The organism is Arthrobacter sunyaminii, from assembly GCF_018866305.1.
GTDB classification, from domain to species: Bacteria; Actinomycetota; Actinomycetes; order Actinomycetales; family Micrococcaceae; genus Arthrobacter_B; species Arthrobacter_B sunyaminii.
This window is the reverse complement of the sequence record NZ_CP076456.1, coordinates 3,264,939-3,290,151: the sequence shown is the minus strand read 5'-3', so window position 1 is coordinate 3,290,151 and position 25,213 is coordinate 3,264,939. Positions and strand designations below refer to the sequence as shown.

At 65.6% G+C, this 25,213-nt stretch carries 27 protein-coding genes and 1 tRNA gene; 21 read left to right on the top strand and 7 right to left on the bottom strand.

Annotation, left to right across the window (positions count from 1 at the left end; genetic code table 11):
• The first annotated feature begins 33 nt into the window (after positions 1 to 33).
• Genes KG104_RS14890 through KG104_RS14880 form a run of 3 tightly spaced genes read left to right on the top strand, consistent with a single transcriptional unit; the run spans position 34 to position 2,437 of the window.
• A complete protein-coding gene (locus KG104_RS14890; RefSeq protein ID WP_207347839.1) occupies positions 34 to 840 on the top strand; it encodes an ABC transporter ATP-binding protein in 807 nt (268 codons plus the stop codon).
• A complete protein-coding gene (locus KG104_RS14885) occupies positions 837 to 1,655 on the top strand; it encodes an ABC transporter permease (protein ID WP_207347840.1) in 819 nt (272 codons plus the stop codon). Before KG104_RS14890 ends, KG104_RS14885 begins: the two co-directional genes overlap by 4 nt.
• Before the next feature lie 29 nt (positions 1,656 to 1,684).
• Positions 1,685 to 2,437 carry an ABC transporter permease gene (locus tag KG104_RS14880; RefSeq protein ID WP_237688604.1) on the top strand — a complete coding sequence of 251 codons (753 nt, stop codon included), beginning with the start codon at positions 1,685 to 1,687 and terminating at the stop codon, positions 2,435 to 2,437.
• Here the strand turns inward: KG104_RS14880 and KG104_RS14875 are convergent.
• Entirely contained in the window at positions 2,396 to 3,034 is a 639-nt protein-coding gene (locus tag KG104_RS14875) for a DUF2238 domain-containing protein (protein ID WP_207347841.1), read from the bottom strand. The two genes, KG104_RS14880 and KG104_RS14875, sit on opposite strands and share 42 nt — an antisense overlap.
• Positions 3,035 to 3,133: 99 nt before the next feature.
• Here KG104_RS14875 and KG104_RS14870 point away from each other — a divergent pair, with 99 nt between their 5' ends.
• Positions 3,134 to 3,919, top strand: a complete 786-nt coding sequence (locus KG104_RS14870; protein WP_207347842.1) for a glycosyltransferase family 2 protein — start codon at positions 3,134 to 3,136, stop codon at positions 3,917 to 3,919.
• Here the strand turns inward: KG104_RS14870 and idi are convergent.
• Complete coding sequence (idi, locus tag KG104_RS14865; RefSeq protein WP_207347843.1) at positions 3,874 to 4,437, bottom strand: isopentenyl-diphosphate Delta-isomerase; 564 nt, start codon at positions 4,435 to 4,437, stop codon at positions 3,874 to 3,876. The two genes, KG104_RS14870 and idi, sit on opposite strands and share 46 nt — an antisense overlap.
• Positions 4,438 to 4,472: 35 nt before the next feature.
• On the opposite strand from idi, the gene KG104_RS14860 reads away from it, so the two are divergent.
• The 6 genes from KG104_RS14860 to KG104_RS14835 are packed head-to-tail and all read left to right on the top strand — an operon-like array spanning position 4,473 to position 9,703.
• Positions 4,473 to 5,540 (top strand): polyprenyl synthetase family protein, encoded by a 1,068-nt coding sequence (locus KG104_RS14860; RefSeq protein ID WP_237687095.1) that lies wholly within the window; start codon positions 4,473 to 4,475, stop codon positions 5,538 to 5,540.
• A gap of 3 nt (positions 5,541 to 5,543) precedes the next feature.
• Entirely contained in the window at positions 5,544 to 6,455 is a 912-nt protein-coding gene (locus KG104_RS14855; protein WP_104160386.1) for a phytoene/squalene synthase family protein, read from the top strand.
• The gene (gene crtI / locus KG104_RS14850; protein WP_104160387.1) at positions 6,452 to 8,104 is read left to right on the top strand and encodes a phytoene desaturase family protein; all 1,653 of its coding nucleotides are present in this window, start codon (positions 6,452 to 6,454) and stop codon (positions 8,102 to 8,104) included. Before KG104_RS14855 ends, crtI begins: the two co-directional genes overlap by 4 nt.
• Entirely contained in the window at positions 8,104 to 8,454 is a 351-nt protein-coding gene (locus KG104_RS14845) for a lycopene cyclase domain-containing protein (protein ID WP_207347844.1), read from the top strand. The genes crtI and KG104_RS14845 overlap by 1 nt, the downstream gene beginning before the upstream one ends.
• Positions 8,451 to 8,819, top strand: coding sequence for a lycopene cyclase domain-containing protein (locus KG104_RS14840; RefSeq protein WP_207347845.1), 369 nt, complete (start codon positions 8,451 to 8,453; stop codon positions 8,817 to 8,819). The genes KG104_RS14845 and KG104_RS14840 overlap by 4 nt, the downstream gene beginning before the upstream one ends.
• Complete coding sequence (locus tag KG104_RS14835) at positions 8,816 to 9,703, top strand: prenyltransferase (RefSeq protein WP_104052881.1); 888 nt, start codon at positions 8,816 to 8,818, stop codon at positions 9,701 to 9,703. Before KG104_RS14840 ends, KG104_RS14835 begins: the two co-directional genes overlap by 4 nt.
• Positions 9,704 to 9,914: 211 nt before the next feature.
• On the opposite strand, the gene KG104_RS14830 is transcribed toward KG104_RS14835, so the two are convergent.
• Positions 9,915 to 11,405, bottom strand: coding sequence for a catalase (locus tag KG104_RS14830; RefSeq protein ID WP_207347846.1), 1,491 nt, complete (start codon positions 11,403 to 11,405; stop codon positions 9,915 to 9,917).
• Positions 11,406 to 11,437: 32 nt separating this feature from the next.
• Entirely contained in the window at positions 11,438 to 11,887 is a 450-nt protein-coding gene (locus tag KG104_RS14825) for a Fur family transcriptional regulator (protein WP_104052876.1), read from the bottom strand.
• A 105-nt stretch (positions 11,888 to 11,992) separates the two neighbouring features.
• Between KG104_RS14825 and KG104_RS14820 the strand changes: the two genes are divergently transcribed.
• A complete protein-coding gene (locus KG104_RS14820) occupies positions 11,993 to 12,748 on the top strand; it encodes an alpha/beta fold hydrolase (protein WP_207347847.1) in 756 nt (251 codons plus the stop codon).
• On the top strand, positions 12,748 to 13,449 hold the full coding sequence (locus KG104_RS14815) for an esterase/lipase family protein (protein ID WP_181032221.1): 702 nt from the start codon (positions 12,748 to 12,750) through the stop codon (positions 13,447 to 13,449). The genes KG104_RS14820 and KG104_RS14815 overlap by 1 nt, the downstream gene beginning before the upstream one ends.
• Here KG104_RS14815 and KG104_RS14810 read toward each other — a convergent pair.
• Entirely contained in the window at positions 13,446 to 14,189 is a 744-nt protein-coding gene (locus KG104_RS14810; protein WP_104160389.1) for an MBL fold metallo-hydrolase, read from the bottom strand. The two genes, KG104_RS14815 and KG104_RS14810, sit on opposite strands and share 4 nt — an antisense overlap.
• Positions 14,190 to 14,306: 117 nt before the next feature.
• Here KG104_RS14810 and KG104_RS14805 point away from each other — a divergent pair, with 117 nt between their 5' ends.
• The 3 genes from KG104_RS14805 to KG104_RS14795 all read left to right on the top strand — a co-directional run bounded on the left by KG104_RS14805 (position 14,307) and on the right by KG104_RS14795 (position 17,273).
• Complete coding sequence (locus tag KG104_RS14805; RefSeq protein ID WP_104052871.1) at positions 14,307 to 15,578, top strand: MFS transporter; 1,272 nt, start codon at positions 14,307 to 14,309, stop codon at positions 15,576 to 15,578.
• 63 nt (positions 15,579 to 15,641) lie between these two features.
• Entirely contained in the window at positions 15,642 to 16,514 is an 873-nt protein-coding gene (gene htpX / locus KG104_RS14800) for a zinc metalloprotease HtpX (protein ID WP_104052868.1), read from the top strand.
• Between the two features lie 66 nt (positions 16,515 to 16,580).
• On the top strand, positions 16,581 to 17,273 hold the full coding sequence (locus KG104_RS14795) for a histidine phosphatase family protein (RefSeq protein ID WP_207347848.1): 693 nt from the start codon (positions 16,581 to 16,583) through the stop codon (positions 17,271 to 17,273).
• 246 nt (positions 17,274 to 17,519) lie between these two features.
• Here KG104_RS14795 and KG104_RS14790 read toward each other — a convergent pair whose 3' ends face one another.
• Positions 17,520 to 18,011 (bottom strand): YajQ family cyclic di-GMP-binding protein, encoded by a 492-nt coding sequence (locus tag KG104_RS14790; RefSeq protein WP_104101679.1) that lies wholly within the window; start codon positions 18,009 to 18,011, stop codon positions 17,520 to 17,522.
• 127 nt (positions 18,012 to 18,138) lie between these two features.
• Between KG104_RS14790 and KG104_RS14785 the strand changes: the two genes are divergently transcribed.
• The 5 genes from KG104_RS14785 (at position 18,139) to KG104_RS14765 (ending at position 22,637) form a co-directional block, all read left to right on the top strand.
• Positions 18,139 to 18,495: a hypothetical protein gene (locus tag KG104_RS14785; RefSeq protein ID WP_146068440.1), complete on the top strand. Its 357-nt coding sequence runs from the start codon at positions 18,139 to 18,141 to the stop codon at positions 18,493 to 18,495.
• Between the two features lie 136 nt (positions 18,496 to 18,631).
• Positions 18,632 to 18,713, top strand: a tRNA-Tyr gene (locus KG104_RS14780).
• Between the two features lie 139 nt (positions 18,714 to 18,852).
• Positions 18,853 to 19,251, top strand: a complete 399-nt coding sequence (gene trxA / locus KG104_RS14775) for a thioredoxin (protein WP_104052859.1) — start codon at positions 18,853 to 18,855, stop codon at positions 19,249 to 19,251.
• A 274-nt stretch (positions 19,252 to 19,525) separates the two neighbouring features.
• Positions 19,526 to 20,752 (top strand): formaldehyde dehydrogenase, glutathione-independent, encoded by a 1,227-nt coding sequence (gene fdhA / locus KG104_RS14770; protein ID WP_104160393.1) that lies wholly within the window; start codon positions 19,526 to 19,528, stop codon positions 20,750 to 20,752.
• A 283-nt stretch (positions 20,753 to 21,035) separates the two neighbouring features.
• On the top strand, positions 21,036 to 22,637 hold the full coding sequence (locus tag KG104_RS14765; RefSeq protein ID WP_207347849.1) for an ammonium transporter: 1,602 nt from the start codon (positions 21,036 to 21,038) through the stop codon (positions 22,635 to 22,637).
• A gap of 71 nt (positions 22,638 to 22,708) precedes the next feature.
• Here KG104_RS14765 and KG104_RS14760 read toward each other — a convergent pair whose 3' ends face one another.
• Complete coding sequence (locus KG104_RS14760) at positions 22,709 to 23,704, bottom strand: DNA-3-methyladenine glycosylase family protein (protein WP_207347850.1); 996 nt, start codon at positions 23,702 to 23,704, stop codon at positions 22,709 to 22,711.
• A gap of 125 nt (positions 23,705 to 23,829) precedes the next feature.
• Between KG104_RS14760 and KG104_RS14755 the strand changes: the two genes are divergently transcribed.
• Complete coding sequence (locus tag KG104_RS14755; RefSeq protein ID WP_104160396.1) at positions 23,830 to 25,209, top strand: cystathionine beta-synthase; 1,380 nt, start codon at positions 23,830 to 23,832, stop codon at positions 25,207 to 25,209.
• Positions 25,210 to 25,213 lie beyond the last annotated feature (4 nt).

Here is a 25,213-nt window from a genome sequence, read left to right as displayed (position 1 = left end):
GTGGCTGCCGCAGTGCCGCCCGCAGGCACATTGGTGCAACCGGAATCCGCGGAGTCCCGGTCAGGAACGGGAATCCGGCTCGCAGACCTGGGCAAGACCTTCATCTCCGGCCGGCAGAAGGTCACGGCTCTGGAAGCTGCCAATCTCATGACCGAACGGGGCTCGTTCCTCTCTCTGCTCGGACCATCCGGCTGCGGCAAATCCACCGTGCTCCGGATCCTGGCCGGGCTGGAAACCCCCACCACCGGTGAAGTGCTGGTGGACGGAAAATCCCCGCAGGATCTTCGCCGCGGACACGAACTGGGCATCGCCTTCCAGGATTCGGCCCTGTTGCCGTGGCGCAGCGTCTACACCAACATCCGGCTGCCGCTCGAAGTCTCGGGGCTGCCCGCTGATGACGCGTATATCCGTGAACTGATCAGCCTCGTGGGGCTGAACGGGTTTGAGAAGGCCCGCCCGGCACAGCTTTCCGGCGGAATGCGCCAGCGCGTCTCGATTGCGCGGGCCCTGGTCCTGAAACCGTCCGTGCTGCTCCTGGATGAACCCTTCGGAGCACTGGATGACATGACCCGCCAGCGGCTAAACCTGGAACTGCTGCGAATCTGGACCGAGAAACCTGCCACCACGCTGATGGTCACCCACGGTATCTCCGAAGCCATTTTCCTCTCTGACACCGTTGCGGTCATGAGCCCACGGCCGGGACGGATCAAGGAAGTCATCACCGTGGACCTGCCGCGGCCGCGCACTCCGGACATGATGCGCACCCCTGAATTCCACGCCCTGCATGACCATGCTTCAGAACTGCTGTTCAGCGGTCCGGCGTCCGGGGAGACCCCGTGAGACGCCTACAGCTTCCGCATTGGGCCGTGGGCCTGTCCGGGGCGGGCGCTGCACTGGCGCTGTGGTGGATCGGCGCCGCCACATTCCTGCGCGGTGTCGGGGCCCCGGCCGGGGGCGGCACAGGAGCCATACCCACACCCTGGCAGGTGCTGAGCCAAATGGGAGCTGACGGATGGGGGTTTTACTGGCGGAACGCCGCAGTGACCCTGCTCGAAGCCGGTGCCGGCTACGCGTGGGGCAACGCCCTGGCTTTGCTGTTGGCGTTCCTGGTGCTGCTGGTTCCGCCGCTGGAACGCCTGGCAACGCAGCTGGCCGTCATTAGTTACTGCCTGCCGGTGGTGGCCGTTGGCCCGGTGATCTTCATCGTCCTGGGACCTCCGCGCTCCGGTGATCCCTCAGGCACCGCCGTAGCACTGGCTGCCCTGTCCGTCTTCTTCACCACTATGGTCAGTGCCCTCGCCGGGTTGAAGGCGGCCGACCGGTCCTGCCTGGATATTGTGGCGGTGTTCGGCGGCCGCAGGATCCACCAACTCCTGAAAGTCCGCATCATTGCGGCCCTCCCGGCGGTCTTGGCGGCCTTTAAAATCGCGGCCCCGGCCGCGTTGCTGGGCGCCATCCTGGGCGAGTATGTCGGGGGAGTGGACCGCGGGCTGGGACCGGCAATGGTCAACGCCCAACAGACCCTGGAAGTAGCCCGGGTCTGGGGAATTGCCTTTGCCTGTGCCGCCCTGGCCGGGGGAGCGTACGCCGTGCTGGGACTCCTCTCCCGGTTCGCTGCACCTTGGGCTTCCGGCGTCCGGGCCGGAGGGTCCTGATGCGCGGGGTGCTCCGGTCTACGGGGAAGATGCTGTTTGGCCTTGTCCTGTCCCTGGCCGTTGTCGGAGCGCTGTGGGTTGGGCTGCTGCGCGTTTTCGAGGTTTCGGCCTACATCGGCAAGGGTCCCTGGGACGTTTACAGCTATTTGCTCCGTGATCCGGATTCAGCGGAAAACCGGGCCCTCATCATGGGGCAGCTGGGCCAGACCCTGCTGGACGCCGGAATGGGGTTCGCCGCGGGAATGCTCGCCGCCGCCGTCGTGGCCTGCCTTTTCACGGTCTTCCGAGGAGTGGAACAAGCCCTGATGCCCCTGGCCATGCTTCTTCGGTCGGTGCCGCTGGTGGCGCTGGCACCCATGATCATCCTGATTTTTGGCCGGCAGGAAGCCGCAGTGGCTGCCATGGGCGGCATCGTGGTGCTCTTCCCTGCACTGGTCACGATGGTGTTCGGACTTCGATCTGCCTCGCCGGCCATGCTGGAGGTTGTCCAGGTCTACGGCGGCAGCCGGCTGGACGCCTTCCGGAAGGTGGCACTGCCCTCCGCTGCGCCGGCTTTTTTCACGGCTCTGCGGGTGTCGATTCCGGGAGCACTGACGGGAGCGCTGCTGGCCGAATGGCTGGCAACCGGCCAGGGGATAGGCTACGGGATCGTGTCAGCCGTTTCCCGTGCCCGGTATGACCAGGTCTGGGCCGGCGTCGTCGTCGTGACCCTTGCGTCGATCGTGCTTTACGCGCTGGTATCAGCGGTGGAGGCGGCGCTGCAGCGGCGAACCGGCACCTGATGCTTGAGCTGCTGATTCCGGGTTCCGCCGGATCATCTGATCCATCACGACGCCGGCGAGCAGCGAGCCCAATCCGCCGGCTACCAGGTCACCCATGGTGTCCTGGTAGCCCACGTTGATGGCGGCGTCCACAAAGGAGTTGCCCCACCACTCGCCCAGTTCCCACAACACGCTCACGGCCAGCCCCAGGGCGAAAACGAGCACCGGCACGGCCAGCCGGGCTGCGGGAGGCGCGGGGCGACGCTCGGGAACGGAAATCACACCGAGGCGGGACAGCAGGAAGTACGTCATGCCGGCTATGACACCGGTGGCGGCGAAGTGCACCGGAAGGTCCCACCAGCCCACCCGCGCGTACACGTCCAGGACGCTGCTCCATGCCGCGGCCAGCAGCGTCAGCCCGTAGAGCCCGTCAAAAAGCCGGGAGATGTTCAGGGAACGTGAGACCAGCGTTCCCCCCAGAACGAGGAAAAACAGGGCCACGTCCACCGGGCCGTACCAGAGGAGAGCTGCAGCGAGGCTGAACAGGACGGCCAGGCGCACCCCGTCAGCGAAGAACTCTCCGGAACCCGCGGGACGGCGGAGGAGGGCGTCAATCATGAATTCACGGTAGCGCAGCGTGCAGCCCGGCGGCAGACGAGCAGCATCCGGGAGGTCCGCCGTGTCCCAGACGGATGCCGGTCCCGGTAGACTTCCCCCATGTCTGCCGCCCTGCCCTCAGTCAGCGTGGTGATCCCCTGTTTGAATGACGCGGCCGCCCTCCAGGGGTGCTTGGCCTCCCTCGCCGGACAATCGGTGCCGCCGCTTGAAATCGTGGTGGTGGACAACAACAGCACTGATGCCAGCGCCGCCGTCGCACGCCGGTTTGGTGCCCGCGTGGTGTTTGAGGGGGAACGCGGAATTCCGGCCGCAGCTGCCGCCGGCTACGACGCCGCGACAGGAGACATCATTGCGCGGTGCGACGCCGACTGCGTGCTGCCGCCGGACTGGATTCAGCAGATAGCACAATCCTTCCGCGCCGATCCCGCCCTCGCGGCGCTCTCCGGGCCCGGCTCCTTCTACGGCTTCCGCAGGCCGGTTGGCGCTGTGCTCAGTGTGTTGTACCTCGGGTCCTATTACCTGGCCATGGGTCTCGCCATGGGGCATCTGCCGCTCTTCGGCTCCAACCTCGCCCTGCGCCGTTCAGCGTGGTGTGAGATCCGCTCCGAGGTGCACCGCAGCGATACGGAAATGCACGACGACGTCTGCCTCAGTCTGCATATGGGCCAGCGCTACCGGTGCCGCTTTGAACGGACCTTAGTGGTGGGCATGGCCCCGCGGGCGCTGATCGGAACCGCGAACGTCATCCGCCGGTTCCGCCGGGCCTTTCACACCCTGTGGGCACACTGGCCCGCTGAAGCGCCGTGGGTTCGCTGGCCCCGCCGGCTCTCCTTTGCGGCCTATGCCGGCACGGAGGAACCGCGGCCCGCGAATACCTCCGGATAGAGCAGGGGCAACTGCAGCACCAGCCAGGGGCTGAAGGCCCATGGGGTCAGGCGCACGGCCTCGGCCAGCGCGAGCGGATCCGCCCACTTCCAGTCCATGACTTCGTCCGCAGCAGGCACGGGATCTACGTCCGTGACCGCCGTGTAGACAGGACAGATCTCGTGCTCCACGATTCCTGAGGCATCCACCGCGCGGTAGCGGAAATCCGGCAGCCGAAGGTCAAGCTGGTCCCGGACCAGTGTCAGGCCCAGCTCCCTGTCCGCCCGGCGGATGGCGGCGTCTTCTGTGGCTTCGCCGGGACCGGGATGCCCGCAGAAGGAATTGGTCCACACTCCCGGCCAAGTCAGCTTGCTTAAGGCCCGCCGGGTTACGAGCATTTGTCCGGCGCGGTTAAACACATGAGTGGAAAACGCCAAATGCAGGGGCGTATTAGTTGTGTGGACCGTTGATTTTTCCTGCGTTCCGACGGGCGTGCCATCCGAATCCACGAGAACTACGAGTTCCCCGCGTTGCGACATTTCTCCTCCGTATACTCACCGTGTTTACTGGACCTATGGAGACCGAACCACTGCTTGACCCAGCCGTCGGATACGAGCAGGTGGAAGGTGTCCTGCGTGAATTCTTTTCCCAGGCAAAGCTTCGTGCAGCCAAACTTAGTCCCAGCTACCTTAGCCTGTGGGACACATTGGAGAAATCCACGGTGGGCGGCAAACGCGTCCGCCCTGGAATCCTGATGACTGCTTATCATCATCTGGGCGGCACGAACACGGAAGCGGCGGCCCGGGTGGGTGCGGCCTTTGAGCTGCTGCACACGGCGCTGATCATCCACGATGACGTCATCGACCTGGATTTCATGCGGCGCGGACACGAGAATGTTTCGGGCACCTACCGGGCCCTGGCGCAGACAGCCGGGCAGACACCGGAATCCGCTCGGCACCGGGGAATGTCAGCGGGAATCATCGCCGGAGACCTGGCACTGATCGGGGCGTTCCGGATGCTGGACACCGTTGACACCGACCAGCAGACCCGGCTTCGACTCGCGGCGATCCTGGATGACGCAGTCTTTGCCTCCGCCGCAGGCGAGCTGATCGACGTGGACTTTTCCTTTTCCCTCGGCGCACCGCAGATCCCCGAGATCCTCGACATGGAGCGCCTGAAGACAGCTGTCTACTCCTTCGAAGCACCTTTGCAGGCTGGTGCGGTGCTGGCCGGAGCAGACGACGACGCCGTCGCAACGCTGGGCGACTTTGGCCGGGACACTGGAATTGCCTATCAGCTCGTCGATGATCTGCTCGGTGTTTTCGGCAAGGAGAGCGCCACCGGGAAGTCGAACCTGAGCGATCTGCGGGAGGGAAAGCGGACGGTTCTCATTGCGCACGCCGCCCAGGGTGAGTCGTGGGAAGAACTGTCCCATCTCATCGGCTGCCCGGATCTTACCGCCGAGGAAGCGGACCGCGCACGGGAACTGCTGATCAGTTCCGGGGCCCGCGACTACGCCCGGACCCTGGCGGAGGAATACGCGGACCGCGCCCGGTCCCACCTGGACTGCCCGTCCATCCCGGGGCCGCTGCGCCAGGTGCTCGAACGCATCGTGGCCGGCGCCGTAAACCGGGGACGGTAGGGGATGGCCAGGCAGAGCGGCCTTTCGCTGTACAACAAGGTCGCCGTGGAGACGGCGTCTGTGGTGATCCGTTCCTACTCCACATCCTTTGGGCTGGCCTCGCGGCTGCTGCAGCCCCGGACCCGGCTGCAGATCGAGGCCATCTACGCGCTGGTGCGGCTGGCAGATGAAATCGTGGACGGCGTGGCCGCGGAGGCGGCCCTGCCGCCGGAGGACGTTGCCCGCGTACTGGATGCCCTGGAAGCGGAAACACGGCAGGCTTTGAACACCGGTTACAGCGTGAACCTGGTGGTGCACGCCTTCGCCCTGACCGCCCGCGCCACCGGCATTACCGGGGAACTGACCACTCCGTTCTTCCGGTCCATGCGCGCGGACCTGCTCCGCACCGAGCACACCGCCGAATCCTTCAACGACTATGTTTACGGCTCGGCCGAGGTTATCGGACTGATGTGCCTGCAGTGTTTCCTGCACGGCACCGAGGTCAGCGAGGAGCGGGGCAAACGCCTGCAGGAAGGTGCCCAGCGACTGGGAGCCGCCTTCCAAAAGGTCAACTTCCTACGGGACCTGGCGGACGACTTCGACACGCTGGGCCGCAGCTACTTTCCCGGCATCAGCGTGGGGTCGTTCTCCGAAGCGGATAAGCACCGGTTGCTGGATGACATCGATGCAGACCTTTTGGTCTCCGGAGCGTCCATTGCGGAGCTCCCGCCGGCTGCGCGGCCCGCCGTGGCGCTGGCGCAGGAATTGTTCAGTGAACTGTCGCGCCGACTGCGGGCCACACCCGCCCGGCAGCTGCGCAGCAGCCGCATCCGGGTGCCCAACCCGGTGAAGCTGCGCATTGCGGCACAAACGCTTTACACCCACCGCCTCCGCCGCCCGGCGCTGCGCGGCACCGAAGCCGGAAGGCAGCCATGACCCGCAGGACCGCATCCGCACCTCCCCGCACCGCCGTAGTGATCGGCGGCGGCATCACGGGCCTGGCCACTGCGGCGCTGCTGGCTCGGGAAGGCCTCCGGGTCACCGTCCTGGAGCAGCAGTCAGTCCCGGGGGGACGCACCGGTACCTGGCAAAGCGCCGGCTTCAGCTTCGACACGGGGCCCTCCTGGTACCTGATGCCCGAGGTTTTCGACCATTTCTTCCGCCTCATGGGCACATCCGCCGAGGAGCAGCTGGACCTGGTGCAGCTGGACCCCGGCTACCGGGTCATCTTTGAAGGTTCCGGTGAACCCGTCGACATCGCGGCCACGCGCGCTGAGAACGTGAAACTGTTTGAATCCCTCGAGCCCGGCGCCGGAGCCAAGCTTGAGAAATACCTGGATTCCGCCGTCGACGTCTATGACATGGCCAAAAAGCGGTTCCTCTATTCGACCTTCGCTTCCTTCCTGCCGCTGCTGCGCCCCGACGTGCTCAAGCGCGGTCCCCGGCTTGCCCAGTTGCTGCTGCAGCCGCTGAGTTCCTTCGTGGCACAGAAGTTCACCGATCCCCGGATCCGGCAGATCCTGGGCTATCCGGCCGTGTTCCTGGGCTCCTCCCCATTCACCACGCCCAGCATGTACCACCTGATGAGCCGGCTGGACCTGGCGGACGGAGTGCTCTATCCGATGGGCGGGTTTACCCGGCTGATCAGCGTCATCGCCGATCTGGCCACCGCGGAGGGCGTCACGATCCGTACCGATGCCACCGTCACGCGGATCCGCACCACGGATCCTGAGCCGGCCGGGCGGCTGAGCCGTTTCCGGCGCAGCCCCGGCGTGCGGGCCACCGGCGTCGAATACACCAATGTTGCCGGACAGGCACTGGTGCTGGACGCCGATCTGGTGGTCTCCGCGGCGGACCTGCACCATACCGAAACTTCGCTGCTGCCCCGGAACCTGCAGACCTATCCGGAGCGTTACTGGAAAAACCGGATCCCCGGCCCCGGCGGGCTGCTGCTGCACCTGGGTGTCCGCGGGACGCTGCCGTCCCTGGCCCACCACACGCTGCTCTTCACCAAGGACTGGGAAGAGAACTTCGGGAAGATCTTCGGCAAGGAAACCTCGGTGCCGGATCCGGCGTCGCTCTATGTCTGCCGCCCCAGTGCGACCGACCCCGACGCCGCCCCGGACGGCTACGAGAACATCTTCGTCCTGGTGCCGGTGCCCTCCGATCCGGCTCTGGGAGCCGGCGGCATGGACGGCAGCGGCGACGAACGGATCGAGCGGATGGCCGACGCCGTCATCGCCCAGATTTCCGACTGGGCAAACATTCCGGACCTCGCCGAGCGCATCACGGTCCGGCGAACCGTGGGCCCGCAGGACTTTGTTCAGGACCTGAACTCCTGGCGCGGAACGCTGCTCGGCCCGGCCCATGTGCTCAAGCAGAGCGCGTTCTTCCGCGGTTCCAATGCCAGCCGCAAGGTGGACGGGCTGCTCTACGCCGGCGGCTCCACCCTGCCGGGCATCGGACTGCCGATGTGCCTGATCAGTGCAGAACTGGTGCTCAAGCGGCTGCGCGGGGACACCAGCACGGAAGAGTTGCCCGTGCCGTCCGGACACGGGGACCGGGCTCCGGGAGGCCGCGGCTAGTGGGATTCCTCTATCTGTTCCTGCTGCTGGCGTCGATCGGCTGCATGGTACTGCTGGATCACCGGTTTCGGCTCTTCTTCTTCGCGGACGCCAGGCGTGCCGCCTGGGTGACGGCAATCGGGTTGGTGTTTTTCCTGCTGTGGGACCTGGGCGGCATTGCCCTGGACATCTTCTACCGGGGTGAAACACCGATCATGCTCGGCATTGTCCTGGCACCGCACCTGCCCGTGGAAGAAGTCTTTTTCCTCGGCTTCCTCTGCTACCTGACCATGGTCCTGTTTGGCCTGGTGTCCCTGGTGCTGAACCGCGACGGAAAGCGCAGCACTTCCCGGCACGAGGCGGAACAGTGACGTACTGGGCATTGAACGCAGTGTTCCTGGTTCCGGCCGCCGCTGTGCTGGTCCTCGCCCTGATGCGGCGGACCACGACGACGACGGCGGGCGGCCGGAAGGGCGTGCTGGCGGCGCTGAGCATCACCGCTGTTGTCCTGCTGCTCCTCACTGCCGTTTTCGACAACGTGATGATCGCCGCGGGACTATTTTGGTACAACCCGGAGCGTATCTCGGGTGCCTTTATCGGCAGGGCACCGCTGGAAGACTTCGCCTACACAGTTGCCGCCGTGCTGCTGCTGCCGGCGCTGTGGATGCTCCTTGGAAGACGAAAGAAGCCGCTGAAGGCCCGCAACGCCGCCATCAATCCCCAGGAGAAACAGTGAGCACAACCACCCGTACGGCGGGAACGACGCTGCGGATGCTGCTGGTCTCGTCCAGGCCGCTGTCCTGGGTGAACACCGCGTATCCGTTTGCCGCCGCCTACCTGATCACCACGGGCGGCATTGACCTGACCTGGGTGCTGGGAACGCTGTACTTCCTGATTCCCTACAATCTGGCGATGTACGGCATCAATGACGTTTTCGATTACGAATCGGATCTGCACAACCCCCGCAAGGGCGGAGTGGAGGGGGCGGTCCTGGACCGCGGTTTTCACCGGATCACCCTGTGGGCCGCCGTCGTCACCAATGTTCCGTTCCTGGTTGCGCTGATCGTGCTGGGCAACCCGCTGTCCTGGCTGGTGCTCGCTGTAAGCGTCTTTGCCGTCATTGCGTACAGCGCTCCCGGGCTGCGGTTCAAGGAACGTCCCTTCCTGGACTCCATCACGTCCAGCACCCACTTCGTCTCGCCCGCGGTCTACGGGCTGGTGCTGGCCGGAGCCGTATTCACGCCGGGGCTGTGGGCGGTGCTGGGTGCGTTTTTTCTGTGGGGAATGGCGAGCCAGGCATTCGGCGCCGTGCAGGATGTGGTGCCGGACCGCGAGGGAGGGATCAGTTCCATCGCCACGGTCCTCGGCGCCAAAGCAGTGGTCCGGATTGCCGCCGCAGCCTATCTCGCCGGCGGCCTGCTGATGCTCCTCACTCCGTGGCCGGCAACGCTCGGAAGCCTGCTGGCGCTGCCGTATATCCTCAACCTGCTGCCCTTCCTCGGTATTTCGGATGCTGATTCGGAGCGTGCCAACGCCGGCTGGAAGCGTTTTTTGAAGCTGAATTTCCTTACCGGCTTCCTCGTGACCATGCTCATCATCTGGTACTGGCCCAACCGGTAGGGAAACACCAGCAACCGAGGTTTCCCCTCCGTTTTGGGCAGATGTAACCGGTTTGGGAAATCCCTGCCGGTCCGCACAGGCAGTGATTTCCCAAACCGGTCGCCGACGCCCAAAGCGGTCGCCAATTACACAAAAGCGGCCGGCCCCCGAAGGGACCGGCCGCTCATGTCATTTCACCAACCACCGAAGGTGGTCGCCGGAGAGCCCGGAGTTAGTCGGCAACGCCCACGAACTCGGCCTTCTCGATCGGCGTCGTCTCGCCGGAAGCGAGGTTCAGGCGCAGCTTCTCGCCCAGGGTCGCGTCAACGTTGGTCCAGTACTGGATCGCAGCTTCGCGGATGTGCGGGCGCTGAACGCCGGAGACGGCACCGGTGATCGTTTCCAGGAAACGCTCCTTGGCGGCGTCGTCGAACACCTCGCGGTACAGCGTGCCAGCCTGGCCGAAGTCGCTGTCCTCGGAGTGCAGGGTGGCGGCGGCGCGGACCAGCGAGCCGTCGCTCTCCCAGGAGCCCTCGCCGGCAAGTGCGGCATCGGCTACGGGGCCGCCCAGGGTGTTGGGCGCGTAGACCGGGGTCTCGGGGGAGTTGTAGGAGAAGCGCATGGCGCCGTCCTGCGAGTAGTTGTTGACCGGAGCCTTCGGCGAGTTCACCGGCAGCTGGTTGTAGTTGGCGCCGATGCGGTAACGCTGTGCATCCGGGTAGGAGAAGATGCGGGCCATGAGCATCTTGTCCGGGCTGGCGTCAATGCCGGGGACCAGGTTCGCGGGGGACAGGGCAACCTGCTCGATCTGCGCGAAGAAGTTCTCCGGGTTGCGGTTCAGGGTGTGGGTACCCACCTTGATCAGCGGGTAGTCCGCGTGCGGCCAGACCTTGGTCAGGTCGAACGGGTTGAACCGGTACGTCTTGGCATCTTCGTACGGCATGACCTGAACGTGCAGGTCCCAGGACGGGAAGTTGCCTTCGGCGATGGCCTCGTACAGGTCGCGGCGGTAGAAGTCGGCGTCAGCGCCGGCAATCTTCTCTGCTTCTGCACCGGTGATCTCGTGGTTGCCCTGGTTGGACGTGAAGTGGTACTTCACCCAGAAACGCTCGCCGGCGGCGTTGATCCACTGGTAGGTGTGCGAGCCGAAGCCGGGCATTTCGCGCCACGACGTCGGAATGCCGCGGTCACCCATCAGGTACGTGACCTGGTGTGCGGACTCGGGGGAGTTGGTCCAGAAATCCCACTGCATGTCAGCGTCACGCAGACCGGAGCCCGGGAGGCGCTTCTGCGAGTGGATGAAGTCGGGGAACTTGATGCCGTCGCGGATGAAGAACACCGGGGTGTTGTTGCCCACGATGTCGTAGTTACCCTCGGAGGTGTAGAAACGCAGTGCGAAGCCGCGAACGTCGCGCCAGGTGTCGGGGGAGCCCTGCTCGCCGGCCACCGAGGAGAAGCGCTGGACGGTTTCCGTCACGGTGCCCGGCTGGAAGACAGCGGCACGCGTGTACTTGGAAACATCCTCGGTGACAACGAACTCACCGAATGCGCCGCCGCCCTTGGCGTGCACGATGCGCTCCGGGATGCGCTCACGGTTGAACTGGGCCAGCTTCTCGACCAGGTAACGGTCGTGCAGGGCGATGGCTCCGTTGGGGCCGGCGCTCAGCGAGTTGGCATCGCTGCCAACCGGTGTGCCGGTCTGGGTGGTGGTGAAATTCGACATGCTCTCTCTTTCTTAAGGGTGTTCAGATGACGTCAGGAAGCTTGGCCGGCGCAGTCTGCGCAGAGCCCCCGGTAGAGCACATCCGCAATTTGGATGGTCATGCCGTGGGTGTTCTCCGGCGTCAGGCAAGGCGCGTGCCCCACTGCGCAGTCCACGTCCTCGATCCGTCCGCAGCCGGTGCAGATCGCGTGGTGATGGTTGTCATCCACGCGGGTCTCGTACCGGGCGGGGGAGTGCGGCGGCTCGATCTTCCGCAGCAGCCCGGTCTCGGTCAGGTCCGCCAGGACCACATAGACCGACTGCAGGCTGATGTCCGGAAGCTCCCCGCGTGCTGCGGCGGCGACGTCGTCGGCCACGGCATGGGGGTGATGTTCGACGGCGGTGAGGACCGCCAGCCGCTGCTTAGTGACCCGACGACCGTGGGTGCGCAGCGCTTCGGACCACCGTGCGGTGGTCTCTGCGGTGGCTGCTGTCGATGTCATGGCCACTAGCTAACCACTTATTATGAATAATTCATAATAAGACTCGAGCCTGCCCACTAGTGTGGTCTCAGGAGTTCGGACCGACGTTCAATACAGGGGAATCCTTTGACAGGTACCAAGGCACAGCCAACCCACAAGCGCGTGCGGGTGGGAGAGTACGACGTCGACATCCGCACCTACGGGTCCGGGGCCGATCAGATGGTGCTGGTGCACGGCCTGGGAGCCTCCGGGCGCTATTTTTCCCGGCTGGTGGACGAACTGGCGAAGGATTCCACGGTACATACGCTGGAAATGCCGGGTTTCGGGTCCGCATCCACACCGCACCACGGTCTGGACATGGCCGGCTTTGCACAGATCAGCTGCGATGCCCTGCGGGCCGCCGGGATCGGTCCCACCCAGTGGGTGGGCCATTCCATGGGTTGCCAGGTGGTGACGGAAATGGCGCTGTGCGCGCCGGACCTGGTGACCTCCGTGGTACTGATGGGGCCCACGACCAACAGCGGGGAACGCCATGCCGTGCCGCAGGGACTGCGGCTGGCGCAGGACTGCCTGCGGGAACCTCCGGTGATCAACTGGATTCTGCTGACCGACTATCTGCGGGCCGGTCCCCGCTGGTACCTGCGCACCATGCCGAAGATGGTGCGGCACCGGCTCGAGGAGCGCATCGGCAGGGTCCAGGCGCCGGTGACTCTCGTCCGCGGCGCCAGGGACCCCATTGTTCCCGCCCGCTGGCTGCGGGAACTGGCCGCCGCGCGCCCCGGAGCGGTTGCCGTGGAGCTGCCCGGCCAGCCGCACGTGTGCATGTACACCGAGCCGGCGCAGACCGCGGCGCTCCTTCGGGAAGCAGCACGCCGGCAGTGATGCCGCAGCGGATGCGCCGCCGGGCGGCGCTGGCCAGGGCCTGGGCAGCGGACTACGCCTATGTGGGGTTTTGGCAGGTGAACGGGTTCCTGTTCCGCAAGGATCCGTCCGAGTACCTGGTGCCGGAGGCCGGTGCGGCGGGACGCCCGGTGGTCCTGATTCCCGGGGTGTATGAGAACTGGCAGTTCCTGCGCCCGCTGGCGCAGGCACTGTCTTCCTGGGGGCATCCGGTTCACACGGTGGCGCCGCTGGGCTTCAACCGGGGCCGGATCGACCGCATGGCGGAACTGGTCCAGCAGTATCTCGTGGAACGGGACCTTAGCGATGTAATCGTGGTGGCCCACAGCAAGGGCGGCCTCATCGGCAAGCAACTGATGCTGCTGCCGGAAGGTGCCCGGCGGGTGGACCACATGGTCGCCGTCAACACACCCTTTTCCGGCTCCGTCTACGCCCGCTTTTTCTTTGTTCCGTCCATCCGCGCCTTTTCGCCGCGCGACAAGCTGCTGCTGCGGCTCCAGGGCAGCAGCGACGTCAACGCGCGCATCACCTCCGTGTACAGCCGCTTTGACCCCCACATTCCCGGCGGCAGTTCCCTGCCCGGAGCGCGGAATATCCAGCTCGAAACGATGGGGCACTTTCGTCCCATCGGCGATCCCCGGCTGCTGGATGTGCTGAAACAGGAAGTCGAGCGGGAGCCTTAGGACGCCCCGCGCGCCAGCGCCTGCTCGACGGCGGCCTCGGCACCGCCGGTCCAGGGCTCTCCATGGCCGGTCAACAGCGTGGGGGCGCCTGTCGCGGCCAGCAGTTCCAGGGATCGAAGCGCCTCCGGGCTGTTGGCGGTGGCCGCTCCGGAAACGATCTGCGGCCCCTTGGTCCCGGTATACGGGTTGAGCGTCACCAGGGAATCCCCGCAGATCAGCACGCCCCGGTCCGGATAGTGCAGGGCAACGTGCCCGGCAGTGTGCCCGGGTGTATGGATGATGCGCGGTGATCCGGGAAGGGTGGAGCCGGTGTCTTCCCCGAGGCTGTGCACATCGGTGACACCGCGGACGTTTAGCGCTCCCGCCAGGGTCATAGCGCCCAGGTAGGGGATCGACGCGGGGTAGCGGACGGGATAGAGGAACCTGTTGTTCTCATGCTCATATCGGTAGGGGTGGGCCGCAATGTACCGGTCGTCGTCGTGCACCAAAATGGGCGTCCGGAACTCCCGCCGGATTTTGGCGGCTGAGCCTACATGGTCGAAATGCGCGTGGGTCAGCACCAGCGCCGACACGGATCCCGGCCCGTAACCCAATTCGCGGACGGCCCGGGACAGCTCCGGCCACATGCCGGGCAGGCCGGCATCGATGATGGCCAGGCCGCCGTCGTCTTCCACCAGGTAGGTGTTGACGTAGGCATGTTCGATGCGGTGGATTCCCTCTGCAACGTTCCGGGTAAACACGTGACCTCCAAGGATTCGCGGCTTTTCCTCCATCGTAAGGGTGCTGTCTATCGGTGCCGGCAACCCGCCGGAGGCGCCTGTAAGAGGGCCCGGCGGCCTCCGGCTTAGACTGCTCGGGTGCCAAAACTCCTCGCTGACCTGACCCCGCTGCGTGAAAGCCCGGATTTCCGCCGCCTCTGGACCGGAACGGCGCTTTCCGCCGTCGGCACCCAGCTGACGCTGGTGGCCGTCAGCCTGGAGGTCTATTCCCTGACCCAGTCGAGTTTTTATGTGGGACTGCTCGGGTTGGTGGGGCTGGTTCCGCTGGTGCTGGCCGGGCTCTACGGTGGCTCCGTGGTGGATGCGTACGACCGCCGCAAAGTGGCCCTGTTCTCCTCCGTTCTGCTGTGGCTGTCCACGATCGGCATTGCCGCCCAGGCATGGGCGGGACTGGGCAACATTTGGCTGCTCTATGCCCTGGTGGCAGTCAACGCCGGTGCCGGCGGGCTAAACCATCCCGCACGCAGCGCCATCATTCCGAGGCTGGTGCGGCCCGAGCTGCTGCCGGCCGCCAATGCCCTCAGCATGATCACCTTCGGCCTGGCCATGACCATCGGCCCCCTGCTGGCCGGTGTCCTGGTGGCCAGGGTCGGTTACGGCTGGACCTACACCGTCGACGTCGTCACCTTCACCGCCGCAATGTGGGCGGTGTACCGGCTGGACCCGATGCCGCCCGTTGGTGAGGTACAGAAGGCCGGCCTGAAATCGGTGCTGGAGGGCTTCCGCTTCCTGGCGACCCGGCCCAACATCCGCATGACCTTCCTGGTGGACCTTGCCGCCATGGTCATGGCCCAGCCCCGGGCACTGCTGCCCGCCATCGGAGCCGTGCTGCTGGGCGGGGGAGCCACAACGGTGGGGGTGCTGCTGGCAGCCACCGCCGTGGGCGCTTTCCTCGCCGGTCTCTTTTCCGGGCCACTCGGCGCGGTGCGGAGGCAGGGGCTGGCGGTGCTGTGGTCGGTGGTGGCGTGGGGCCTGTCCGTGTCCGCGTTCGGTGTGGTGGTGGTGATGGCCGGACGGAACGACGGCGCCGAACCCACCGCATGGCTCATCCCGGCTGCCATCGCCATGGCGTGTGCGGGCATCGCCGATTCCGTCAGCGGAGTCTTCCGTTCCACGATCCTGCAGTCCGCGACGCCGGACGCCATGCGCGGGCGGCTGCAGGGGGTGTTCGTGGTGGTGGTGGCCGGAGGCCCGCGCCTGGGTGACCTGGTGGCCGGCGTCGACGCCTCCTTCCTGGGTGAAGGATGGGCAGCGGTTATCGGTGGCCTGGTCTGCGTGGTCCTGGTGGGAGTGCTGGCCCGGAGCCAGCCGCGTTTCGCCCGGTACGACGCCCGGCACCCCGAGCCCTAGCGGAACAGACGCGCCCCGTGAAACGTTGATATCGGTGAATCCACTGACGAAAGGACCACCTAAGTGCATCAACACTTCAACGGACTGAAGACCGCCGCGTTGTTCGGTGTGCTCTTCGCCGTGCTGCTGGGCATAGGCGCCCTGCTTTCCAGCGGAACCGGCAGCTCCTCGTTCATCTGGATCTTCCTGTTCATCGGGCTGGCCACCACCGCATACAGCTACTGGAACAGTGACAAGCTTGCCATCCGCGCCATGCGGGCCATTCCCGTCACCGAACAGCAGGCTCCTCAGATGTACCGCATCGTGCGGGAGCTCTCGGCCCGCGCCGGTCAGCCGATGCCCAAGCTCTACATTTCACCCACCATGGCACCCAACGCGTTTGCCACCGGCCGCAACCCGCAGCATGCGGCTGTCTGCTGCACCGAGGGCATTTTGACGCTGCTCGACGAGCGGGAGCTGCGCGGAGTGCTGGGCCACGAGCTCATGCACGTCTACAACCGGGACATCCTGACATCCTCGGTGGCGGCCGCCATCGCCGGCGTCATTACCTCACTGGGGCAGTTCCTGCTGTTCTTCGGTGGCGGTGACCGCCGCAACGCCAACCCGCTGGCCATGATCGCGATGGCTGTTCTGGCCCCGTTCGCCGCGTCGCTGATCCAGATGGCGATTGGCCGGACGAGGGAATACGACGCCGACGAAGATGGCGCCAAGCTCACCGACGATCCGTTGGCGCTCGCCTCCGCACTGCGCAAGCTCGAAAGCGGAACCCAGCGTGCACCGCTGCCGAACAATGACCAGCGGTTGGTCAACACCTCGCACCTGATGATCGCCAACCCCTTCCGGAACGGCGTCCGCGGGCTGATGGCCACCCACCCGCCCATGGCCGACCGCATCCGCCGGCTGGAAAACATGGCCGGACGTCCGCTCGGATCCTGACCGCTGCTCTCGTCCTCGCCGGCCGGCACCAATGCCGGCCGGCGGACGAAGGGTAGGCTCTCAGGCATGCGCCTCATTCTTGTCCGCCACGGCCAGACTCCCTCCAATGAGCACCATTTCCTGGACACTGATGTCCCCGGTCCGGGGTTGACGGAGCTGGGCCTTGCCCAGGCAGCAGCGTTGCCGGAAGTCCTGGGCCATGAGCCCATCGACGGCATCTTTGCCTCCAACCTGGTCCGGACCCAGCTCACTGCTGATCCGTTGGCCGCAGCTCTGGGCCTGCCCGTGGAGGTTCGCCCAGGGCTGCGGGAGATCTCTGCCGGCGATCTGGAAATGCGCAATGACCGCGACGCCGTCATTGCCTACCTCAAAACCGTCTACAGCTGGGTTCGGGGAGATCTGGGAGTGCACATGCCAGGCGGACCCGACGGCCATGAAACCTTCGCGCGGTTTGACGCAGTGATCGAAGAATTACAGTCAGCCGGACTGAAAAACCCTGTGGTGGTCAGCCACGGCGCCATGATCCGCGCCTGGTGCACGGCCCGGGCGGAGAATGTGGAGCCCGACTTCATCGTGGAGAACGCGCTGAGCAACACCGGGGTGGCTGTGATGGACCGGGTCGACGGCGACGGCGACGGCGACGGCCAAGGCACGAAGGGCTCATGGAAGCTGCTCACCTGGATGGGTGAGGCAGTTGGCGGCAGCGCCCTGCAGGACTACGGCGAGGACGGTCCCGCCGGCGAAGATGTGAAGCTCTAGGCACGAACCAGGGGCGCAGGCCATCCTTCGCACAGATAAAGGGGTTCTCCGGAGCTGATGAGCCCTTTATCTGTACTAGCGACAGCGGCGGCACCTGATCAGGCGGGAACCCCCGGATCTGCCCGACTGAACAGGTGCTGCAGGGAGATGCCCGGACAAGGCGACGGCGCCGCACCCCACCAAGGGGAGCGGCGCCGTCGTCGTACTTGCGCTGGATAACCGGCTGCCGCGGCAGCCGCAGAAGGCCTAGCGGAAGTTGATGAACTGCAGGTCCACGTCCACGTCGGCACCCTTGAGTAGTGCCATCGTCGCCTGCAGGTCGTCGCGGGACTTGGATGTCACGCGCAGCTCGTCGCCCTGGATTCGGGAGTTCACGCCCTTGGGGCCTTCGTCGCGGATGATCTTGTTGATCTTCTTGGCCTGGTCCTGGGCGATGCCTTCCTTCATGGAGGCTTCAATCCGGTACTCCTTGCCGGAGGCAAACGGCTCGCCGGCATCCAGGGACTTCAGGGAAATGCCGCGACGGACCAGCTTGGACTGCAGGACGTCGAGTACCGCCATGACGCGTTCCTCGGAGTTGGCCTTCATGAGGATCTTCTCGCCGCTGAAGTCCACCTCGGCGCCGACACCCTTGAAATCGTAGCGCTGGGACAGTTCCTTCTGCGCCTGGTTCAAGGCGTTGGCAACTTCCTGTTTGTCGATCTTGCTCACAACATCAAATGATGACTCGCTGGCCATGTGCGCTCCTTGCAGTAGTTTTTCTCCTGCATCCAGCCTAGTAGGTCCGGGCATCCGTGGCAGCCCTCACAGGCTGCACCCAGCTTTTGCCGGGATGGGTCCCATCTTTCCGGGCGACAGTATTTGGGTGAACACCACCGCCAACCCTCCGTCCGATTCCCGTCATCGACGAAGCCAGATGGGCAAACTCCGCACCGCCGCGGCAGGATCCGTGCTGGCTGCGGTTTCCATCACTGGTGTGGGAGCTGCCGCGGCCCCCGCGCAGGCATCGGAGCTGCGGTCATTCCTGACACCGGTGGAAGGGCTGGGTGCAGCGGTCGCCGGCGCGGAGGAGACAGTCTCCGCTCCCCACGCGTCAGCGGAGCGCCGGTTGCTGGGCATCCGGGAAGACCTGGCCAACGCCGTCGCGTGGGGGGCCGTAACCCGGGCGCAGGCCGATGCGTTCTACGCCCAGATGCAGTCACGGATTGCCCGCGGGCTCTAGTCCGGACTGCCTTCAGGGCGGGGCAGGAAGCAATTCACGCCGCCGATTCGTATCTTGGGCAAAAGTTCTGTAAAGTTGTTTAGGCCGCAGTCGCTTGCGGCAGTCTTCCGCGAAGATGTTGATCGCGAAGATGTTCGGCAGATTACCCGAGCGGCCAAAGGGGGCTGACTGTAAATCAGCTGGCAACGCCTTCACTGGTTCGAATCCAGTATCTGCCACCGAACGGGAAGAGCCCGCTCCGCCAGGAAACTGGCCGGGGCGGGTTTTTTCTTGCCCGGAGCGCGGCCCCGCGCTGCCGCCTTCACCGCTGAGCGAACAACTGCAGACATCTCCGCATCCCCCGGATAGCGTTGAAGGATGGCAACTATCGACATCACTGAGGCAACGTTCCCCGAGACCATTGAGGAAAACGACATTGTGTTCGTGGACTTCTGGGCGGACTGGTGCGGCCCCTGCAAGCAGTTCGCACCGGTGTACGACGCCGTGTCCCAGAAGCATGACGACATCACCTTCGCGAAGGTGGACACCGAAAAAGAGCAGGGCCTGGCGGCTGCTGCCGGCATCACCTCCATCCCTACGCTGATGGCTTTCCGCGAAAAGGTCCTGGTCTTCTCGCAGCCCGGCGCGCTCAACGCTTCCCAGTTCAGTGAACTGGTGGATGCGGTCAAGGGACTGGACATGAAGGCTGTCCACGAGCAGATCGCGGCACAGGAAAGCGGGCAGGCTGCAGCGGGGTCCGACGGACAGGCCAACTAGCCGTTCACATTCGCCGCTACCGATGAGCGGCACAGGCTTCGCACACCGCGGGGGTCCCCTCAACGGGGACCTCCGCGGTGTGCGTTAAGCGCGTCGTATCAGGCAGCACCGGTTGCGCCGCGGCCGGGGTTACTCTGGCGCCGGCCGCTGTCCCGGTCTAGGGTCTAGGCATCCCGCGGCGGCACCGGCTCCGGCAAACGGTGTACATCCAAACGGCGTACATCGGTGAAGCCCGGGCCCGTATCAACGACGATAAGGCGAGGCGAAGAATCCTATGAGCTCAAACCGCGGAGTTGCCTACATAGAACCCGGTGTCGTGGAAGTGCAGGACATCGACTATCCAACCTTTGAACTCCGGGACGGACCCGGAGTCAATCCCGCCAATGTGGGGCGCAAGGTGCCCCACGGGGCAATCCTGAAGGTGGTCACCTCCAATATCTGCGGATCGGACCAGCACATGGTCCGCGGCCGCACCACCGCTCCTCCCAACCTGATCCTGGGACATGAGATCACCGGAGAAATCGTGGAAACCGGCCCTGACGTGGAATTCCATTCCGTGGGGGATTTGGTGTCGGTGCCCTTCAACATTTCCTGCGGACGCTGCAAGAACTGTAAGGAGCGGAAAACGGGCATCTGCCTGAACGTGAATCCGGACCGTCCGGGCAGCGCCTACGGGTACGTGGACATGGGCGGTTGGGTGGGAGGCCAATCCGAATACGTGCTCGTTCCGTATGCGGACTGGAATCTGCTGCGGTTTCCGGACAAGGACCAGGCAATGGAGAAGATCCTTGACCTGACCATGCTCTCGGACATTTTTCCCACCGGCTATCACGGGGCGGTCACTGCAGGGGTCGGCGTCGGATCCACCGTCTACATCGCCGGTGCCGGTCCGGTGGGCCTGGCCGCGGCGGCCGGAGCGCAACTGCTGGGAGCCGCCGTCGTTATTGTCGGTGACCTGAACAAGGACCGCCTGGCTCAGGCCCGCAGCTTTGGCTGCGAAACGGTGGACGTGTCGCTGGGGGACCCCAAGGACCAGATTGAACAGCTCCTGGGCGTCCCCGAAGTGGACTGCGCCGTGGACGCGGTCGGGTTCGAGGCACGCGGCCACGGCCATGGTTCGTCCACAGAGGCGCCGGCCACGGTGCTGAATTCATTGATGGACATCACGGCTGCAGGCGGTGCCCTGGGCATTCCCGGGCTGTATGTCACCGGCGATCCGGGCGGAGTGGATGAGGCGGCGCAGAAGGGCTCCCTGAGCCTCGATCTGGGAACCGGCTGGGCTAAGTCATTGGCCTTCACCACGGGCCAGTGCCCGGTGATGAAGTACAACCGGGAGTTGATGATGGCGATCCTGCATGACAAGGTCCAGATCGCCAAGGCTGTCAACGCCACGCCCATCAGCCTGGACCAGGCTCCGGAGTCCTACCGTGAATTCGACTCCGGGGTGGCGCGCAAATACGTCATCGATCCGCACGGCATGGTGGGCGCCCGGGCGTCCTGACCGCAGCGCGGGGGCAGTTCAAGGGCCGGAACCGGAAACGGTTTCGGCCCTTTGGCTGCGTGCAGGGACCTGTCCTCTTCTTATGGGTTTGGCCGCGGAAGTAAGCTCGTAGCTCCGGTGGCCCGCGCTGTCTGCGGCGCGCCGGACGCACCATTCACCTGAAGCAGAGCCGGAACGGGGATGTCATGCCCACTTGCAAGCTTGCTGCTCGATACACCTTCCACGGACAATCCATACCCCGGGACAAGCGGGTCCGGGGACTCTTCCCGCAGGGCGGCCGGCCGTGAACGGCGCGGATACCGCCTGGGTACTGATCTGCGCAGGCCTGGTGCTGTTCATGATTCCAGGGCTGGCACTGTTCTACGGCGGCATGGTTCCGGTCCGCAACGTCCTGACCATGATGATGCAGAACATCATCCCGCTGGGCATTATCACCGTCACCTGGGTGCTGGTGGGTTACACCCTGGCGTTCAGCAACCAGGGGAACTCGCTGGTGGGGGAGTTCGACGCGTTTGCCCTGATCGACGTGGACACCCCCCAGTTCCACACTGTGGCGGCGGGGGTAACCATCCCCGCGCTCGCCTTTGTCGCCTACCAAATGATGTTTGCCATCATCACCCCGGCGCTGCTGACGGGGGCGACGGCGGGACGGCTGAAGTTCGCCGGCTGGACCGTTTTTCTGGCCGCATGGTCCATCCTCGTCTATCCGCAGGTGGCCCGCTGGCTCTGGCATCCCAAGGGATGGCTGACTCAGCTCGGCGCCCAGGACTGGGCCGGAGGAATGGTGGTGCACGCCTCGGCCGGAGCCGCCGCCGTCGCCGTGCTCCTGGTTGTAGGCCGACGCCGCGGCTGGCCCAACCTCAAGACTTCGCCCAACAACCTGCCGCTCATGCTGGTGGGCGGCGGCATCCTGTGGTTCGGCTGGTTTGGGTTCAACGCCGGCGACGGGCTCCAGGCCAACGACATCGCGGCCCAGGCCCTGATGAACACACACGTGGCGGGCGGTGCCGCCATGCTGACCTGGCTGCTGGTGGAACGCCTGACCAGCGGCCACTCCACCCTGGTGGGCGCGGTTTCCGGGGGTGTCGCCGGCTTGGCCACCATCACCCCCTGCGCCGGCTTTGTCAGCACCGGCGGAGCACTGCTGATTGGCCTGATTGCCGGCTGCGTCTGCTGCTTCGCGGTGGGGCTCAAGCACGTGCTGCGCTATGACGATGCCCTCGACGTCATCGCCGTCCACTTTATCGGCGGCGTCCTGGGATCCTTCCTGCTGGGCTTCTTCGCGGACAGCTCCGTGAATGCAACCAGCGACGACGGACTGTTCAACGGAGGCGGCGGGCTGCTGCTCTGGCACCAAGTGGTTGCCATTGTGTGCGTGGTCCTGTTTTCCTTCATCCTGAGCTGGATAATTGCCGCGATCATCAGCCGCACCATGGGGCTGCGCGAGCCTGGCCCGGAGCAGGACGACCTGGACCAGATCCAGCAGGGCGCCTCAGCCTACGCGCTCAGCGGGATCACCTCACGGCCCACCACCAGAGGACGGGGCTCCGACATGACCTCGACAACCGGAGATGGCGCTCAAAGCCCTTCCAGCGCCCCCGACTATTTGATCAGCGCGGTCGTCAACACCGATCGTATCGATGGTCTCCGCGATGCCCTGTTGCTGGCCGGGGCCAGATCCCTGGAACTGGCAGACTCCGCGGTGTACTCGGACAGGGTGCGTACGGAAAACTTCCGCGGCGACCAACGGAAAATGGACTTCGAGGATCGGCTGCGCGCACAGGTGGCCGTTGACCGCGAGCACGAGGAGGCGGTGGTGGCAGTGCTGAAGCGCTTTGGGGCTGAGCCGTCGTCCATCTACCGGTTGGCGATTACCCCCTATTAGCCCTTCGCAGGATTAGCCCTTCGCAGGCGCGGCAGGTCTTGGCAGCGTCGGGACAGAGAGAAATCCGTGCCCTAACGGCCGCGGTAGTCCTCCGGAGCCAGCCGCGGCCCGAAGGCCTGCTTCCGGAAGCCGCTTAGCACCAGCAGCCGCACGAGCCGCTGCCGGTGGCCCCGCCAGGGCTCCAGCAGCTCCAGCATCCCGGCGTCGTCCGTCCGGCGCCCGGTCAGCGCTTCACCCACGAACGCTGCCAGGTGGTAGTCGCCCACGGAGACTGAGTCCGGAGCGCCGTGCGTGCGCTGGGTGATCTCCGCGGCGCTCCAGGGGCCGATGCCGGGAAGCGAACACAACCGCTCCGTCAGGTCCGTGCCGAGCGGAACCCCGGACAGCCGTTCCAGACCGGAGGCAGCTCCGCAGGCCCGCAGAATGGTGCCGGACCGGTGGAAATCCACCCGGGCACGGTGCCACTCCCAGCTCGGAACCCGGCGCCAGGTTTCGGCGCCGGGCGGCACTTTCAAGCCGGCGGGTGCCGGGCCCGGAGCATCGGCACCGTATTTGGTCACCAGATACCGCCACGCGTAATAGGCCTCCATGGCGGTGACCCTCTGTTCCAGGATGACGGGAACAATGCTGTCCAGCATCCGGCCGGTGCTGGGCAGCCGCAGTCCGGGGTTCCGGCGCCGGGTTTCCGCGACTGCGGCGGGGAGGGAAGCGGCGAAGTCTGGGTCATCAAAGGCCGTCCAGTCATCACGTTCCCCGAGCAGAGCCGGAACGCCAGCCAGCGCCGCCCCGGCGCCCGGACCCCAGGCCCGGGCCAGCACTCGGGCGCCCGGTGCCGGTGCGGGCTGCTCGCTGAGTGCCAGCGTTGCGTTCCCTTCCGGCGTCGAAAAGGCCAGCCACGCAACCCCGGGGCCAATCCGCACCGACGGATCTTTTCTGCCGTGGGCCAGAATGCCCAGCGTCTGGGTCAGGCTCAACGGCCGGTCCGACTCCCAGAGGATGGAGAGCGGCCCGGCTCCGGAGCAGGCGCCGGGTCCCCCAGCGGCGGACACCGGTACGGAGAAGGACATATCTCCATGGTTGCACGCACCGCTGACAGCTCAGGGCCGGGGAGGCGGCCGGGCGGTGTGGCTTTTGCTACGCCGGGTTCCGGGGAAAGCTGGACCCGTGGAACCGAACAAGTAACGTGTTGCACATGAAGTTTGCAGATACTGTCCTGGACCTGATCGGCAAGACCCCGCTGGTGAAGCTGCACCACGTTACCGATGGCATCGCGGCCACGGTGCTCGTGAAGCTGGAATACCTGAACCCGGGCGGATCCATCAAAGACCGCATCGCGGTCCGGATGATCGAGGCCGCTGAACGGGAAGGCAAGCTGAAGCCCGGCGGCACCATCATCGAGCCCACCAGCGGAAACACCGGCGTCGGCCTGGCACTGGTGGCACAGCAAAAGGGTTACCGCTGCATCTTCGTCACGCCGGACAAGGTGGGGGTGGAAAAACGCGATGTGCTCCGCGCGTATGGCGCCGAAGTGGTGGTGACACCCACCGCCGTCGCACCCGACAGCCCCGACTCCTACTACGGAGTCTCCGACCGCCTGGTCCGGGAAATCCCCGGCGCCTACAAGCCGGACCAGTTCTCTAACCCCTCCGCCCCGGAAAGCCACTATGAGTCAACGGGCCCGGAGATCTGGGCGGACACCGACGGCACGGTGACCCACTTCGTGGCCGGCGCCGGCACGGGCGGCACCATCACGGGCACCGGCCGCTACCTCAAGGACATCTCCGCCGACCGTCCAACCGGCCCGGTGCGCATCATTGCCGCCGATCCGGAGGGCTCGGTCTACTCCGGCGGCACGGGACGTCCCTACTTCGTGGAGGGCGTAGGCGAGGACATGTGGCCGGGCAACTATGACCCGTCCGTTCCGGACGAGGTGATTCCCGTGAACGATGCGGAGTCCTTCGCCATGACCCGCCGGCTCGCCCGGGAGGAAGGCCTGCTGGTAGGCGGCTCCTCCGGCATGGCAGTAGTGGCGGCCCTGCGCGCTGCCCGCGACCTGGGCCCCGACGACGTGGTGGTGGTGGTGCTGCCGGACAGCGGCCGCGGCTACATGGGCAAGATCTTCAACGATGAGTGGATGCGCTCCTACGGTTTCCTGCAGGGCCCGGAGCAGGAAGCCGCCGTCCGCGACGTGCTGGCCACCAAGGACGCCTCGCTGCCGGACCTGGTGCACACCCATCCCAACGAGACGGTCCTGGACGTCATCAACATCCTGAACGAGTACGGTGTCTCGTGCATTCCGGTCCTGTCGCAGGAACCGCCGGTGCGCATCGGCGAGGTCCTCGGATCAGTGGACGAGCGCTCGCTGACGGAGAAGCTGTTCCGCGGCGAGGCCAAGCCCACTGACAGCATCAGGGACCACATGGGACCGCAGCTGGCGATGGTCGGTGCCGGGGACTCCGTGGCTGCCGCCAAGGAAAAACTGCAGGAGAACGACGCCGTCATGGTCACCTCAGAGGGCGCGCCGGTGGGAATACTCACGCGGCATGACCTGCTGTCCTACATGAGCGTCTAACCGA

Excerpts from the sequence above, each read along its gene's own strand:
- crtI (WP_104160387.1), top strand. The coding sequence starts at position 6,452 with ATGACCCGCAGGACCGCATCCGCACCTCCCCGCACCGCCGTAGTGATC.
- KG104_RS14815 (WP_181032221.1), top strand. The coding sequence starts at position 12,748 with ATGCCGCAGCGGATGCGCCGCCGGGCGGCGCTGGCCAGGGCCTGGGCA.
- KG104_RS14880 (WP_237688604.1), top strand. The coding sequence starts at position 1,685 with ATGCTGTTTGGCCTTGTCCTGTCCCTGGCCGTTGTCGGAGCGCTGTGG.
- fdhA (WP_104160393.1), top strand. The coding sequence starts at position 19,526 with ATGAGCTCAAACCGCGGAGTTGCCTACATAGAACCCGGTGTCGTGGAA.
- KG104_RS14860 (WP_237687095.1), top strand. The coding sequence starts at position 4,473 with ATGGAGACCGAACCACTGCTTGACCCAGCCGTCGGATACGAGCAGGTG.
- KG104_RS14825 (WP_104052876.1), bottom strand. The coding sequence starts at position 11,887 with ATGACATCGACAGCAGCCACCGCAGAGACCACCGCACGGTGGTCCGAA.
- trxA (WP_104052859.1), top strand. The coding sequence starts at position 18,853 with ATGGCAACTATCGACATCACTGAGGCAACGTTCCCCGAGACCATTGAG.
- KG104_RS14795 (WP_207347848.1), top strand. The coding sequence starts at position 16,581 with ATGCGCCTCATTCTTGTCCGCCACGGCCAGACTCCCTCCAATGAGCAC.
- KG104_RS14830 (WP_207347846.1), bottom strand. The coding sequence starts at position 11,405 with ATGTCGAATTTCACCACCACCCAGACCGGCACACCGGTTGGCAGCGAT.
- KG104_RS14790 (WP_104101679.1), bottom strand. The coding sequence starts at position 18,011 with ATGGCCAGCGAGTCATCATTTGATGTTGTGAGCAAGATCGACAAACAG.
- KG104_RS14875 (WP_207347841.1), bottom strand. The coding sequence starts at position 3,034 with ATGATTGACGCCCTCCTCCGCCGTCCCGCGGGTTCCGGAGAGTTCTTC.
- KG104_RS14755 (WP_104160396.1), top strand. The coding sequence starts at position 23,830 with ATGAAGTTTGCAGATACTGTCCTGGACCTGATCGGCAAGACCCCGCTG.
- KG104_RS14870 (WP_207347842.1), top strand. The coding sequence starts at position 3,134 with ATGTCTGCCGCCCTGCCCTCAGTCAGCGTGGTGATCCCCTGTTTGAAT.
- KG104_RS14760 (WP_207347850.1), bottom strand. The coding sequence starts at position 23,704 with ATGTCCTTCTCCGTACCGGTGTCCGCCGCTGGGGGACCCGGCGCCTGC.
- idi (WP_207347843.1), bottom strand. The coding sequence starts at position 4,437 with ATGTCGCAACGCGGGGAACTCGTAGTTCTCGTGGATTCGGATGGCACG.
- KG104_RS14855 (WP_104160386.1), top strand. The coding sequence starts at position 5,544 with ATGGCCAGGCAGAGCGGCCTTTCGCTGTACAACAAGGTCGCCGTGGAG.